Source organism: Salinivibrio sp. PR5 (genome assembly GCF_001996085.1).
Taxonomy (GTDB): Bacteria; Pseudomonadota; Gammaproteobacteria; order Enterobacterales; family Vibrionaceae; genus Salinivibrio; species Salinivibrio proteolyticus.
Map to the genome: position 1 here is coordinate 53,870 of NZ_MUFK01000009.1, position 15,516 is coordinate 69,385.

A 15,516-nucleotide genomic window follows, 5' to 3' on the forward strand; every position below is an offset into this window, starting at 1 on the left:
CTATTTCCCTGCTGCCTGTTGAATGGTGCCATAAAGTGTTTGGTATACGCCCGGGGCGGTAACCAACTCACCGTGGGTGCCTTTTTGGGTGACTTGGCCATCCTCCAGCACGTAAATCAAATCCGCTTCTTTCACCGCGGAGAGTCGATGCGCCACAATCAGCGTGGTGCGACCGGCTAAGAAGGTATGCATCGCTTGGTGCAGTGCCCGCTCCGTTGCGGTATCTAATGCCGACGTGGCTTCATCTAGAATGACCAGTTTTGGGTCGCCAAGCAACATTCTTGCGATGGCGACACGTTGACGCTGCCCGCCCGATAAACGGATCCCTTGTCGTCCTAGCGGTGTATCGAGCCCTTGAGTGAGCTTATTCACGACATCACCAAGTTGCGCCTGTTCTAGCGCGTGCCACAGTTCGCTATCAGTCACATCTCGCCCCAAGCTTAAATTATTACGTAGGGTGTCGTTAAACAACATGGGTTGCTGCAGTACCACCGCAATCTGTTGGCGAAGCGCGGCTAAATTAAGTTGATTGATGGAATAGCCGTTATAGCGGATATCGCCATGTTCAACCGGATAAAGGCCTAGCAACAATTGGATCAGCGTTGACTTACCGCCACCGCTGGCGCCGACCAATGCGACACGCTGGCCTGCGGGGATATGCATATTCAAGCCATTGAGAACAGATTTATCCTCATCATACGCGAAGTGCAGATCCTCAATCTCGATATCCAAGGCTGTATTGTCGCTATCACTTGGATTTTGGCCGTCAGGACGGCGTGCCTCTTCTTGCAAACTCAACACATCGTTGACTCGATTCATGGCTGCTTTAGCGCTATACCATGCAAACTGGATCCCTAACAGTTCCTGAACCGGGCCCAACATAAACCAAAGATAGCCGAACACAGCAAACATTTGACCAATGGTCAGATCACTAAAAAAGACCATGCCCATCGCGACAGCGCGGAAAAGTTCAAAGCCAATCAAAAACATCAAAAATGATAAGCGTCCCGCGGCCTCTGACTGCCAAGCATATTTATCGGCACTGACCTTAATATCGCCTGCACTTTGATCCAATTGATGAAGGTATTCACGCTCTCGGTTGGCGGCGCGGAGTTGGTAAAGCCCATCGAGTGTGTCGACGAGACGTTGCTGGAAGCGCTCAAACGCTTGGTTTTCTCGTTTTTTAAGATGTTTAACCCGTTGGCCTAGAGCGCGACTTAAGGCAACCACGATCGGGTTGATGAGCAAAATAAAAAGCCCTAATCGCCAATCCAGCCACAAAAGCACCACCGCGGTGCCCATTACGGTGAGAATGCCGATAATAAACTTACTCAGCGTAGTACCAATAAATTTATCAATGGTTTCGACATCGGTCACCAAATGAGACGTTAACCCGCCACTGCCGCGCAGTTCATACTCTTGCATACTCACACGGCCTAATTTTGCAATCAGGTGTTGACGAATTTTATAGGTAATGGCTTTGCCGACCAGGGTGAACTGACGGCTTTGAAGGATGTTAAGCGCTTGGCTGGTGGCACGCATCAACACCACAATGACAAGCACCGCCGCGATATAAAAAGCGGCATGTTGCCAAGCTTGTGGCAATACGTGGTTTAGCACCGCGAGCCCCCAATCGGGTTTATCGAGCAGCACTTCATCGACCAGTAATGGCATCAATAACGGAATGGGCACGCTGATCAGGGTGGCGACAATTGCCACAATATTGGCCCAAATCAGGCGGGTACGATGAGGTCGGGCTTGGTCAAGAAGCCAGCGCCAAGTAATCATAAATCAAGATACTCAATTGAAATGTCTTTGGATTATTTCTATTGTAATGGTCTTGTTGTTTGAGATGCAGTGATTTATGGAAAACAAAGCTGATTTTTACCGTCTGTTAACCCAACAAGCGGTTGCTTTATGTGAGGGCGAGCCAAGTTTGATTGCAAAACTGGCGAACGTGAGCGCATTACTGAATAGCCAACTTGAAGACATTAACTGGGTGGGTTTTTACTTGAGTGATGGCAAAGAGTTGGTGTTGGGACCATTTCAGGGCCTGCCGGCGTGCGTTCGGATCCCATTTGAAAAAGGGGTTTGCGGTGCCGCCTTTAGCCAAGATAAAGTCATGCGGATTGAAGACGTACACGCATTTGAGGGGCATATCGCCTGTGATGCCGCCAGTAACGCTGAACTTGTCGTCCCGGTTAGAATCGACAACCAACTCCAAGCCGTGCTTGATATTGATAGCCCAACAGTGGGTCGTTTTGACCAAGAAGATGAACAGGGCCTGACTACCTTGGTCAAAGAATTGCAAAAACACCTGTAATTTCGTCAATCTCGGTAGTTTTTTAATATCAGGTATCTATAATAYGCACCACTTTCATACTTAAATACACGTAGATATTCTGCTGCAGCTTGACTACAGCAGGCCAGGAAAAAACATGGAAAATACTGAAAAGCTCGCGAACAGCAAAGAAGTCATTGCCTACATTGCTGAACGTTTCCCTAAATGTTTTACTGTTGAAGGCGAAGCCAAGCCACTAAAAATTGGCATTTTTCAAGATCTTGCAGAACGCTTGAATGATGACCCTAAGGTAAGCAAAACCCAATTGCGAGCCGCGCTTCGCCAGTACACGTCTTCCTGGCGTTATCTGCACAGCGTGAAACCGGGTGCGTCACGCGTCGATCTTGATGGCAACGCGTGTGGCGAGCTAGAACAAGAGCATATAGATCACGCGGCTCAAACTCTTGCTGAAAGCAAAGCGCGTGCGGCGGAACGTCGTAAGCAACAAGCGAAAAAAGCAGACGGTCAAGGCAAAACGCCAGCCAAAGGCAAAAAAGCGGCAGCTCAAACGGCAAAAGCTCGTACGAGTAAACCAAAGCCAGCTAAAATGACTAAGAAAGCTAAAGAGCCACGTCGCGAACTCAGCGCCAGCGACGTTGTCGTAGGAAAAGACGTAAATGTGAACATGGGCAATGGTAATCTGCCAGCGACCATTGTTGAAATTAACAAGGATGAGGTGCGTGTTCGTCTTACTAACGGTTTGACCATGTTAGTGAAAGCGGAGCACCTCAGCGCCTAAAGGAGACTCCTCGACGCATGTTTTGTCGACGCCGCTTTTCGGCTATCGCTGCCAGCTTGATGCTGGCAGCGTCTGCCCAGGCCGTAGAGGCCAACTTTCAACTCAGTGATTTGCCAACACTTTCCGCTGAACCCCAACACAAAACCGCTTCAAAGCGTGTCACCTCGCGCTTTACCCGCTCGCATTACAAGCAGTTTTCTCTCGACGATGCTTTCTCGGCCGGGATCTTTGAGCGTTATCTCGAGACGTTAGATTACAACCGTGTCTTTTTAACCCAGAGCGATGTCGATACCTTATCGCGTTGGAAAGACCGGCTGGACGATCAGCTCAAAGAGGGGGAAACCGACGCGGCCTACGAAATCTACAATTTGGTACTCAAAAAGCGCTTTGAGCGATACCAATATGCACTCGAGGTTCTCGATAAGCCGTTTGATTTCTCTAAAGACGAGTCAATGGTTCTCGACCGTACCGAACTGCCTTGGGCGGCCAATGAGCAAGAACTCGATGCGATTTGGGATAAGCGAATTAAAAATGATGCGTTGAATCTCCGTCTAACGGGGAAAGACGATGACGATATTCGCGAAACCCTAGGTAAGCGCTATAACAGCGCATTGAAGCGCCTCACCCAAAGTCACAGTGAAGATGTGTTTCAAGTCTACATGAACGCGTTTGCGCGAGAAGTGGACCCGCACACTAGCTATCTTTCTCCGCGCAATGCTGAGCAGTTCCAATCTGAGATGAACCTGTCACTCGAAGGGATTGGTGCGGTTTTGCAGGTGAAGGATGAATATACAGTGATTCGTTCGTTGGTGGCTGGTGGCCCTGCCTCAAAGTCTAAACAGTTATCGCCGGGAGATCGCATTATCGGTGTCGGTCAAGAAGACGAGGCGATGGTGGATGTGATTGGCTGGCGACTCGATGATGTCGTCGAGCTGATCAAAGGACCGAAGGGAAGCGAGGTCCGGCTACAGATTTTGCCTGAAGGCGCCAACGCTAAAAGTTACAGCGTCACTATTACTCGTGACAAAATCCGCTTAGAAGACCGCGCGGTCAAATCCGACGTGATTGAACGTGGCGATCAAAAAGTAGGGGTGCTGACGGTGCCGGGCTTTTATGTCGGTTTGGCTGAAGATACCAAGAAAGAGTTGGCAGCGCTCACCGCGCAAAATGTCAGTGGTATTGTGGTGGACTTGCGTAATAACGGTGGCGGCGCTTTGAGTGAAGCAACAGCGTTGAGTGGCTTGTTCATCGACAAAGGTCCGATTGTGCAAGTGCGCGATAGCTACGGTCGGGTTAAGGTCAACAACGACAGTGATGGCAAGAGTTTCTACAACGGGCCGATGACGGTACTGATTAACCGTTACAGTGCGTCGGCGTCAGAGATTTTTGCCGCGGCCATGCAAGATTACCACCGTGCAATTGTGCTTGGCGAACAGTCATTCGGTAAAGGTACAGTGCAGCAGCACCGCTCGCTAAATCATATTTATGATTTGTTCGAAAAGCCTTTAGGTTACGTGCAATACACCATTCAAAAATTCTATCGCATCAGCGGTGGCAGCACCCAAAATAAAGGCGTGGTACCCGACATTGCGTTTCCATCGCCGGTATCCCCCGATGAAACTGGTGAGAGCATGGAAGACAACGCGTTGCCATGGGATCAAATTGCCCCTGCGGAATACTCGGCAATGAAGCTGCCTGATGACGTGATTGATGCGTTGACCAAGCGCCATCAAACCCGCATTGCTTCAGACCGTGAGTTTGGTTTTATCCGCGAAGACATTGCGCTTTATCAGCAGGAAAAAGATAAAAACAGTATTTCCTTGAATGAGAAAGTGCGTCGGCAGGAAATGGATCGCGAGGATAAAGAACGTTTGGCGCGCCTAAATGCACGTCAAAAAGCCATGGGCGAACCGCCGTTTAAATCGCTCGATGATGTGCCGAAGGATTACGAAGAACCCGACGCCTACTTAGAGGAAGCGGCGAGCATTACCAATGATCTTGCCACTCTAATCGCTAATCGTTGATCATCCTCGGTTGGTGTCACGACAAGCCTAGGCAATTGCCTAGGCTTTTTTTATGACATGGAGATGACGTGCCGATGTTGATGAACCGATAAAACGAGATCAATATCAAAAAATTGTAGCATTTTGAGATCTGCGTCTAACCTTATTGATAGGAATAACGGTCAGTGGGGTGAGTTATGCGTCTCTTACTTGGGTGTATGTTAGCGATCATCGTGTCGCTTCCGGTTCGCAGCGAAGAGCTCTCTCGCGTGGATTTCCCATTACTGCTGGGGGATTGGTATTGGTTTAGCGACATGCCCGTTGAGCAAGCCCCACATCCTTACAAAGCGATTAATCTGTCTTTTAATTCCAATTACGAGTTTCGTATCGATTTGTTACGTCATGATGGACAACTCGAAACCGCTGCAGGGCAGTACGACATCAACGAGAACATATTACGCCTGTACGATAATGAAGGCATCGAGCAGCGGCATGCCTATCAGCTCAATCATAACCAATTGCAACTGCAAGGTGCGGTCTTTACCAAGCTCCTGCCAGAAGATTTAAGCGGTTTGTGGCGTTCCCACAGCATCTCAGGCGAAGATGTGAGTGAACACGTTGACGGGGTGTCGCTGCAATTACGGCCCGACTTCTTATTCGCGATGCAGGTGCGCGGGGATGATGGGAGCTCAGTCACTCATCGCGGGGTCTATTTGGTGGAAGGCGACAACCTGATGTTGATCTACCGGGACGGCCGTCACTCATCGCAATTTCAATTAGCAGCAGACACATTGCGATTAACCAATGATGTGTTTGGAATGGAAGCGGTTCTAGAACGACAATAGTGCCCCAAACAAGACAACCAGCCCGTCACGCGATGAAAAAAATGCCCGTATCACAGCGGGCATTTTTTGTACCTGACTATTTAATCAATCAGTCTAAATGCCGCTTTCAGCGCACTCAAATGCGCCTCGTCTTTACAAATTGCTTTGTTTGGCTCATCGGAGATTTTGGCGACGGGTTTGCCTTGGCAGCTAGTGAGCTTGATCACCACGTTAAGGGTTTTCACGTCGGGTAGATCACAGGTTAATTGGGTACCAATTCCAAACGATGTTTGCACCCGCCCTGAAAAATGGCGATAGATATGAATAGCCTTGGCCAGCGTGAGGCTGTCAGAGAAGACCAACGTCTTAGAGTCAGGGTCGATATCGTGATGCTGGTAGTGGGCAATGGCTTTTTCTCCCCAAGCGATGGGATCGCCACTGTCATGACGCAGGCCGGTAAAGGCTTGCGAGAGTTCGCTGTCAAAATCACGAAGGAAAGCATCCATATTGATGCAATCGGTCAGAGCGATGCCCAGACTGTTTGGATATTCTTTTAACCAAACACGTAGCGCAAGCTGTTGTGAATCGGCCAACGCTCCCGCCAGCTGCTGATGCGCTTGAAACCACTCATGAGCTTGGGTACCAACTGGGGGCAGGCCAAGCTCTTTCGCTAACCAAACATTGGAGGTGCCTTTTAGCGGGGGATAAGCGGCTTTCAGGCGTTTAACGATGGCATAGTGCACATCACGCGAGAAGCGGCGACGTGTGCCGAAGTCGACCAATTGAAAGTCATCGGCAAAGCCGTCTTCGGGTAAATGATTCAGTTTCTCCTCAAGTCGGGCCAATGCGTGCTCCACCCCGAACGTGGGGTAGCAGATGCGATTCCGTAACTCACAGATAATCGCGAGTAATGGCACTTCCCAGAGAATCACTTCGCACCACGGACCAGCAATATGAATCGCCAGCTGTCCTTCTTCGATAGTGACAGTAACTTGCTCTGGGCGAAGCTGAAAGTGCTTCAGGTATGAGAGAAAATCTGCTTGATAGAGCTCGAGCGAGGCCAGATAATTTAACTCCTGCTCAGTAAAACGCAGTGAGCCTAGCGCGTTCACTTGCGCTATCACCGCGTCTTTTAGCGGAGTTAAATTCTCATCACTCCGACAATAGAAGTCCGCGGTGACGTGAACGTCACGATAGTGATGAAAGACGGCTTGCTGCATATTCAGCTTGTATGCGTCCGTATCCAGCAGTGAAGTGATGATCGGATTGTGCATGCGTGTGGAACGCCTTACGTGTTACAAAACGAAATTGGCGTCATAGTACCGCAATTTCTGTAAAATTTAACCGTCGTCACATTATATTTCCTGCCGGATTGGCAGCCTGCGTTGACAATATGCTGCATAATTCGCCAATTTGAGAGGTTTTATCGTCACATTGACAGTTTGTGAGGCGTTTTTTACACATCGCATACGCAAACAATTGATAACAAAGTGTTAAACCTATAGTCATCTTTTTGCGAGCGCGGTATGGTATAGCACGCTGCTCGCCAAGGTTGGCGTCAGGCAGTCACTGACACGATTTGTTGGCTGAGGTACACCCAATAATAAGGATTCAACATGTCTCAACAACCCACTGCGAAATATCGTAAAGATTATCGCGCCCCTGATTTTACCATTACCGACCTAAACCTAGAGTTTGATCTTGAGCCGAACGCAACCTTGGTAACGGCCGTGAGCCAAGTGAAGCGTTTAAATGACAATGCGACCGACATTGAACTGGATGGCGAAAACCTAAAGTTAGTGCGTATCGACATCAATGGCGATGCATGGACGGCCTACAGTGAGGAGTCAGGCAAACTCATCGTCCGTGATGTGCCTGCGGCGTTCACGCTCACGATCCAAACCGAGATCGACCCAGAAAATAATTCGGCCCTTGAAGGTTTGTATATATCAGGCGGTGCGTATTGCACGCAGTGTGAAGCAGAAGGCTTCCGCCGTATTACTTACTATCTCGATCGCCCGGATGTATTGGCACGTTTCACCACCAAGGTGATTGCGGATAAAGCGTCTTATCCATACTTGCTGAGTAACGGTAACAAAATTGCGTCGGGCGAGTTGGATAACGGTCGTCATTGGGTTGAGTGGCATGATCCGTATGCAAAGCCAAGTTATCTGTTTGCGCTAGTTGCTGGTGATTTTGATGTGTTGCGTGACAGCTTTGTGACGCGTTCAGGTCGTGAAGTGGCCCTCGAAATTTTCGTGGATAAAGGCAACTTAGATCGCGCCGATCACGCCATGGTTTCGCTTAAGAATGCGATGAAATGGGATGAAACACGCTTCGACCTTGAGTATGACCTTGATATCTACATGATCGTGGCCGTTGATTTCTTCAACATGGGTGCTATGGAGAACAAAGGCCTCAATATCTTTAACTCCAAGTATGTGCTTGCCAATGCAGAGACGGCAACCGATGCCGACTATTTGGGGATTGAGGCGGTTATTGGTCATGAATACTTCCATAACTGGACGGGGAACCGAGTCACCTGTCGTGATTGGTTTCAGCTGAGCCTGAAAGAAGGGTTAACGGTTTTCCGCGATCAGGAATTTTCGTCTGATTTGGGCTCTCGCTCGGTCAACCGTATTGAAAATGTTCGCATTATGCGCGGCCCTCAATTTGCTGAAGATGCAAGCCCGATGTCGCATCCGATCCGCCCAGAAAAAGTGATCGAAATGAATAACTTCTACACCCTGACAGTGTATGAAAAGGGCAGTGAAGTGATTCGTATGATGCACACTATTCTTGGCGAAGAAGGGTTCCAAAAAGGCGTGAAGCTCTACTTTGAACGCCATGATGGCACAGCAGCAACGTGCGATGACTTTGTGCAAGCGATGGAAGATGCCTCAGGGATTGATTTAACCCAATTCCGACGCTGGTACAGTCAATCGGGCACGCCGGTTCTCAATGTATCTTCAACCTATGACGATGCGACTAAACAACTGGCATTGCATGTGAAGCAACATACGCCAGCAACGGCCGATCAAGCGGAAAAACTACCATTGTATATTCCGCTCGATATTGAACTGTATCGCGCTGATGGCAGTGTGATTGAGTTACAGCGTCATGGAGAGCCTGTACACCATATCTTGGCGGTGACTGAAGCCGAACAAACCTTTATTTTTGATGCGGTGGATGAGCAGCCAGTGATTTCGTTGCTACGCGAGTTCTCGGCACCGGTGAAGCTTGAGTATGATTACCAAGATCAAGACTTAACCTTCTTGCTGCAACACGCGCGCAATGACTTTGCTCGCTGGGATGCGGGACAAAGCTTGCTGGCAAAACACATCAAGGCCAATGTGGCACGCGTACAAAATGATGAAAAGATAGTGATCCCAGCGTCAGTGGTTGATGCTTTCCGTGGAGTACTACTGAGCGAGAACACTGAACCGGCATTGATTGCAGAAGTGCTCAAGTTACCTTCTGAAAACGAAGTGGCGGGCTGGTTTGATATTGTGGATGTGGATGCGATTCACATGGTCATGGCGGCTTTCAAACAGCAATTCGCGGATGAAATGGTTGATGAGCTGGAAACGGTTTATCGCCAATATACACAAGCGTCATATGAAATCAGCCATAAAGCGATTGGTGAGCGTGACTTACGCAACACGTGTTTAAGCTATCTTGCACATACTGAAAACGGCAATGATTGGGTCGAAGCACAATACCGTAATGCCAACAACATGACCGATACAATGGCAGCACTGCATGCGGCCAACGCCGCCCAACTGCCATGCCGCGAGTCCTTGATGAAGCACTTTAGCGACCAGTGGCAGCATGACGGGCTAGTGATGGATAAGTGGTTTGTGCTGCAAGGTATAAATCCGGCAGAAAATGCCTTGGAAGGGGTGAAAGCACAAATGGCTCATCCGGCATTTAGCCTTAAGAATCCAAACCGAACCCGTAGTTTGATTGGTGCCTTTTGTTCGCGCAACCCCGCGCACTTCCACGCCAAAGATGGGAGTGGCTACCGATTCTTGAAAGAGATCTTGGTAACCTTAAACGAATCGAACCCGCAAGTGGCTTCGCGTTTAATCGATCCATTGCTTAAACTGGCGTATTACGACACCGAACGTCAGCAGCATATGCGCCAAGTACTACAAGAGTTGGCTGACATGGATAACTTGGCTAACGATTTGTACGAGAAAGTGCAAAAAACGCTCGAACAATAGGGCGAGCGAATCGTGATCCAATGATCATCAAGCCGTCCAATTTGGGCGGCTTTTTTGTTACCCTGTCGCAGAGAAAAAATGACCGAGTATCAACACGATGGATTATCGTTTTAACGTCAATATTTCCTATTCAGAGTATCAGCTCTATTACAGTGGCGCCGCGTCGAGTGTGGTGGTCACTACCGACAAGGGACTACGCTTGCAAATTCCCGCCGCACGCTTTCGTCCTTATCTCTCACAACTCGGTATACGAGGCCGTTTTAAACTTACCACCGATGAGGAGAATCGCTTTCGTTCTCTCGAGCGCATCGCCTAACCAAACGTAGCTAAGGAAATAGCTACACCAGTCACATTCTCGCGAAATTCGTATAAATCCAGCTGTTTAGATATAACGTTTTTGTGTAGCAAGCCTTACACTAGGCAGTGCGTATGTTAACGCAATGTTTACCTCTAATACTTACTACAAAGATAACGTCTAAAAAAGGACTACGGAGTTCCAGAATGACCTCGCGTGACCCTATAGTACCGGTGTTACTTGAGAAAGTTTATCAACTGATTGCCGATAAACTGGATGATACTCAACAGCCACTCGTCGATGCATTAGCCAAAAGGATATTGGGTCAAATTTCTGATAATGATTTGCAGGAACGCAATGAATCAGATCTCTATGGTGCCGTGATGAGCATGTGGCACCATCTCAACACATTCGAACAAGATAAAATATTCGTTAAGGTCTTTAACCCCAGCCTCAGTGGTAACGGTTGGCAATCAACCCATACCATTGTCGAAATCCTCGCCCCGGATGCGCCGTTTTTGGTGGATTCCGTCCGTATGGCCCTCAATCGATTGGGGATCACAACACACCTGATGCTAAACACGCCTGTGAAAGCGTTGAAAAACCAACAAGGTGATGTGGTTGAGATCAGCGGTGAGAACGGCCAATTCCAAAGCACTTTCCACATCGAAATCGATAAGATGTCAGAAGATGCTGAAATGGCAGCGTTGGAAAAAGAACTCCATGAAACGCTGACCGATGTGGTGATGGTCGTGAATGATTGGCAGCCAATGCGCGAGCAAATGCTGTCTTTGGTGAAATCACTGAAAGAGGCCGCGCTGCCGTTTGATGATGAGCGCCGTCAAGAAGCGATTGAATTTCTGACCTGGATTACCGAAAACAACTTTACCTTCATGGGTTACAAGTGTTTTGACCTTGTGGCCGTTGAAGGTGACTATGAGCTTCGCGCCTCCAGTGAATGCGATGCACTCGGTCTGGCCAAAAAGCATAAATCACCGAATGTGGTGCGCTTGTCGGAAATGCCAGAGTCTGCGCGTGCAACGGCATTAAAGAAAGAGCTATTGGTACTGACCAAAAGCAATGCGAAATCGCGTGTGCACCGACCTGCCTATGTTGACTATATCGGCATCAAAAAATTTGATGCGCAGGGAAATGTGATTGGTGAGCACCGCTTTACGGGGCTTTACGCGTCATCGGCGTATAACCAATCGACCTCCAGTATTCCGGTATTACGCAATAAAGTACGCCGAATTCTGGATAACAGCGGCTTCTATCAAGAGTCACATTCGTGGAAAGCACTGGCGAACATCCTCGAAAACTATCCGCGTGATGAGCTGTTCCAAGCGACCGAAGATGAAATGCGTAATGTCGGTATGGGCGTCGTGCAAATGCAAGACCGTGACATGCTGCGTGTGTTCGTCCGTCGCGATCCGTTTGGCCGCTTCTTCTCATGTATGGTGTATATCACGCGTGAGCGGTACAACACGGAATTCCGTCGTCAGACGCAACGTATTTTCCAGCAGTACTTTGGTTCTGATCAGGATGTTGAGTTCAACACCTTCTTCTCTGAAAGCCCATTGGCACGCACGCATTACATTGTGCGGGTCGATAATAACAACTTCGATATTGATGTGAAAAAGATTGAGCAAAACCTTACCGAAGCGGCTTCATCATGGGATGACCGTTTACAAGAAGCGGTGATTGCCAACTTTGGCGAAAACCGAGGTACGCCGATCGCGAAGCGTTACCTACGCGCGTTCCCTCGTTCCTATAAAGAAGCGATGTTGCCTGGTTCTGCGGTGGCTGATATTGAACGTTTGGAAGGCTTAAGTGACGACCATAAGTTGGACATGTTGTTCTATCGTCCACAAGAGGTGAGTCATCACTCGAATGCGGTGAGCCTGAAACTGTTCCAAAAAGGTGAGCCGATCCACTTATCCGATGTGATGCCGATGTTGGAAAACCTCGGTCTGCGTGTCATTGGTGAATCGCCCTATGAAGTCGAAACCAGTCATGGTGACGTCTATTGGATTCTCGACTTCTCGATGTTGCACAGTGCCGGTTCAGCCTTCAACTTGTCGAAAGCGCGGGATCGTTTCCAGCAGGCCTTCGCTGATATTTGGCACGGACGGTTAGATAACGATGGATTTAACCGTTTAGTCTTGAATGCAGGACTATCGGGTCGTGAAGTGACTATCCTTCGTGCCTATGCGCGTTATATGCGACAAGTCGGTTTTCCGTTTAGTCAGGCATACATTGAAGAGACGCTGGCGTCCCATCCTGATCTAGCGAGTTTGCTGGTTCAACTGTTTAACAAACGATTTGATCCAGCGGCGAAGAATACCCAGCGTGCGCAAGACAAATTGATCGCCCAGATCGAAGACGCGCTTGAGCAAGTGGAAAGTCTGGATGACGATCGGATTATCCGTCGTTATATGGAAATGATGTTGGCGACATTGCGCACCAACTTCTTCCAAAAAGACCCAGAGAATGGCCTGGATAAGCCGTATCTATCATTAAAATTGCAACCTGCAGACATTCCTGAGATCCCTCAACCGGTGCCAGCCTACGAGATCTTCGTATACTCACCCGATGTGGAAGGTGTGCATCTGCGCGGGGGAAAAGTCGCTCGGGGTGGTTTGCGCTGGTCAGATCGTCAAGAAGACTTCCGTACCGAGGTGCTTGGCCTCGTTAAAGCACAACAGGTGAAAAATACCGTGATTGTGCCGGTAGGCGCGAAAGGCGGATTCGTCTGTAAACGCCAACACCAGTTTACCGGTCGCGATGAGATCTTTGCAGAAGGTCAACGCTGTTACCGTATTTTCATTCAAGGTCTGTTGGATATCACGGATAACATCATCGAGGGCGAACTAACCCCACCAAATGAGGTGGTGCGCCATGATGATGATGACGCTTATCTGGTGGTTGCGGCGGATAAAGGCACGGCAACCTTCTCTGATTTGGCGAACAGTGTCTCAGCACAATACAACTTCTGGTTAGGGGATGCCTTTGCCTCTGGTGGTTCCAATGGTTACGACCATAAGAAAATGGGCATTACCGCGAAAGGGGCCTGGGAGTCGGTAAAACGCCATTTCCGCGAGCTAGACATCGATTGCCAGACGACAGATTTTACCTGTGTTGGCATTGGTGACATGGGCGGCGATGTATTTGGTAATGGCATGTTGCTTTCTAAGCATATTCGCTTGGTCGCGGCCTTTAACCATATGCATATCTTTATTGACCCAGAACCGGATGCCGCAAAAAGTTGGAAAGAACGTGAGCGTTTATTCAACTTGCCTCGTTCTAGTTGGGAAGACTATGACAGTAAGCTGATTTCAAAAGGCGGCGGCGTTTTCTCTCGTCGTGCGAAATCCATCACCTTGACGCCAGAGATCCAAAAGCTATTGGGTACGCGTAAGCAATCCATGGCGCCGAACGACTTGATCAAGCAGATCCTGCAAACCAAAGTGGATCTGCTCTGGAATGGCGGGATCGGGACGTACGTGAAAGCCGCAAACGAGACCCATACAGAAGTGGGTGATCGTGCGAATGACGGATTACGTGTTAACGGCAAGGAAGTGGGCGCGCGCATTATCGGTGAGGGCGGTAATCTCGGCATGACGCAATTAGGACGTATTGAATACGCACTAAAAGGTGGTCGTGTTAATACTGACTTTATTGACAATGTGGGTGGCGTTGATTGCTCGGATAACGAAGTCAACATCAAGATCCTATTGAATGGCTTGGTGGCATCCGGCGATCTTACCTTGAAAAAGCGTAATCAACTGCTGGAGAAAATGGAGAATGATGTTTCTGAGATTGTGCTGGAAGATGCCTACAGTCAAAGTGAATCTATCTCTGTCACGCACAATCAGCAAGCGTCGTTGCTCAAAGAGCAGATCCGCTTTATTCATTATCTCGAGAAAGAGGGCAAGTTAGATCGTGCGCTTGAGTATCTACCTGATGATGAAACGCTCGCGGAACGTAACTTACGAGGAAATGGTTTAACACGTCCAGAAATTGCCGTGCTGGTTGCATATGGCAAAATGGTGTTAAAAGAGCAGCTGGTGGTCGAGGAGGTGACGCAAGATAGTCACTTTGGCCAACTGCTCCCCGGTTATTTCCCCAAAGAGTTACAACGTCACTATCGTCAAGAGATGGAGTCGCACCCACTGCGTGGTGAGATCATTGCGACTGTGCTGGCGAACCAAATGTCGAATGATATGGGCTTTAACTTTATCACCCGTATGCAAGACGAAACCGGTGCCAGTGTGAGTGACATTGCTAAATCTTACGCGATTGCTCGCGAAATCTTTGGTTTTGAACAGATATTTGATGATGTTCGCGCATTGGATAACCAAGTGAGTGCGTCCGTTCAATACGATATTTTGTTCCGTTGTCGTCGCATGTTGCGTCGCGCAACCCGCTGGATGCTTCGCAACAAACGCAAAGGCGAGAGCATTGAAGCGCAAGTGGCGTTTTATCGTCCCGCGTTACAAAACTTGGCAGCGAACCTGGATAGCTACTTGGTCGACAGTGAGATTAAAGAACACGATGATCAGGCGGAGAAACTGCGCAAAGCGGGTGTACCTGATGAGTTGGCAAGCAAAGTGTGTCGTTTGACCAGCATCTTCTCGGGCCTCGACTTGGCGCAAGTATCCGAGCAGTTAGATAAACCGTTCGAGCTGGTGGCACGCTTATACTATGTGCTGGGTGATAATTTATCGTTGCATTGGTTCTTGAAACAAATCAACAACCAACCGGTCGACAACCACTGGCAGGCTCTGGCGCGTGCTTCATTCCGAGAAGATTTGGATTGGCAGCAACGTTTGCTGACTGCGCGTATTGTTTCAGAAATGGATCCGAAACAAGATGCAGAAGCGGGACTCGACGCATGGATGGAAGAGCATGCCATGATTCTGGGCCGCTGGCGCAGTATTGTGGATGAGTTCAAAGTCGGCTCGGTCCATGAATTTGCAAAATTCTCGGTTGCGCTGCGTGAATTATCGCTTTTAAATTTGAATTAAAGCAGTAATAACGCAATAATCTAGCCCCGTTTATAACGGGGCTTTTTTATTAGGAGGGATA

The 15,516-nt window shown here is 48.7% G+C and carries 9 protein-coding genes; 7 read left to right on the forward strand and 2 right to left on the reverse strand.

Annotation, left to right across the window (positions count from 1 at the left end; genetic code table 11):
* Positions 1-1,788, reverse strand: a complete 1,788-nt coding sequence (locus BZG82_RS05610; RefSeq protein ID WP_077661942.1) for an ABC transporter ATP-binding protein — start codon at positions 1,786-1,788, stop codon at positions 1-3.
* Between the two features lie 76 nt (positions 1,789-1,864).
* Here BZG82_RS05610 and BZG82_RS05615 point away from each other — a divergent pair, with 76 nt between their 5' ends.
* From BZG82_RS05615 to BZG82_RS05630, 4 genes are all read left to right on the forward strand, one after another.
* Positions 1,865-2,323: a GAF domain-containing protein gene (locus BZG82_RS05615; protein ID WP_077479171.1), complete on the forward strand. Its 459-nt coding sequence runs from the start codon at positions 1,865-1,867 to the stop codon at positions 2,321-2,323.
* 115 nt (positions 2,324-2,438) lie between these two features.
* Positions 2,439-3,080: an RNA chaperone ProQ gene (proQ, locus tag BZG82_RS05620; RefSeq protein ID WP_069589069.1), complete on the forward strand. Its 642-nt coding sequence runs from the start codon at positions 2,439-2,441 to the stop codon at positions 3,078-3,080.
* A gap of 17 nt (positions 3,081-3,097) precedes the next feature.
* Complete coding sequence (prc, locus tag BZG82_RS05625; protein WP_077765366.1) at positions 3,098-5,104, forward strand: carboxy terminal-processing peptidase; 2,007 nt, start codon at positions 3,098-3,100, stop codon at positions 5,102-5,104.
* Between the two features lie 176 nt (positions 5,105-5,280).
* Complete coding sequence (locus BZG82_RS05630) at positions 5,281-5,928, forward strand: hypothetical protein (RefSeq protein WP_077765367.1); 648 nt, start codon at positions 5,281-5,283, stop codon at positions 5,926-5,928.
* Positions 5,929-6,008: 80 nt separating this feature from the next.
* Here BZG82_RS05630 and pncB read toward each other — a convergent pair whose 3' ends face one another.
* Complete coding sequence (gene pncB / locus BZG82_RS05635) at positions 6,009-7,181, reverse strand: nicotinate phosphoribosyltransferase (protein ID WP_077765368.1); 1,173 nt, start codon at positions 7,179-7,181, stop codon at positions 6,009-6,011.
* Between the two features lie 342 nt (positions 7,182-7,523).
* Here pncB and pepN point away from each other — a divergent pair, with 342 nt between their 5' ends.
* The 3 genes from pepN (at position 7,524) to BZG82_RS05650 (ending at position 15,455) form a co-directional block, all read left to right on the forward strand.
* The gene (pepN, locus tag BZG82_RS05640; protein WP_077678102.1) at positions 7,524-10,133 is read left to right on the forward strand and encodes an aminopeptidase N; all 2,610 of its coding nucleotides are present in this window, start codon (positions 7,524-7,526) and stop codon (positions 10,131-10,133) included.
* A 97-nt stretch (positions 10,134-10,230) separates the two neighbouring features.
* Positions 10,231-10,449 carry a DUF2835 domain-containing protein gene (locus BZG82_RS05645; protein ID WP_069587733.1) on the forward strand — a complete coding sequence of 73 codons (219 nt, stop codon included), beginning with the start codon at positions 10,231-10,233 and terminating at the stop codon, positions 10,447-10,449.
* 185 nt (positions 10,450-10,634) lie between these two features.
* Entirely contained in the window at positions 10,635-15,455 is a 4,821-nt protein-coding gene (locus BZG82_RS05650; protein WP_077765369.1) for an NAD-glutamate dehydrogenase, read from the forward strand.
* Positions 15,456-15,516: the final 61 nt, after the last annotated feature.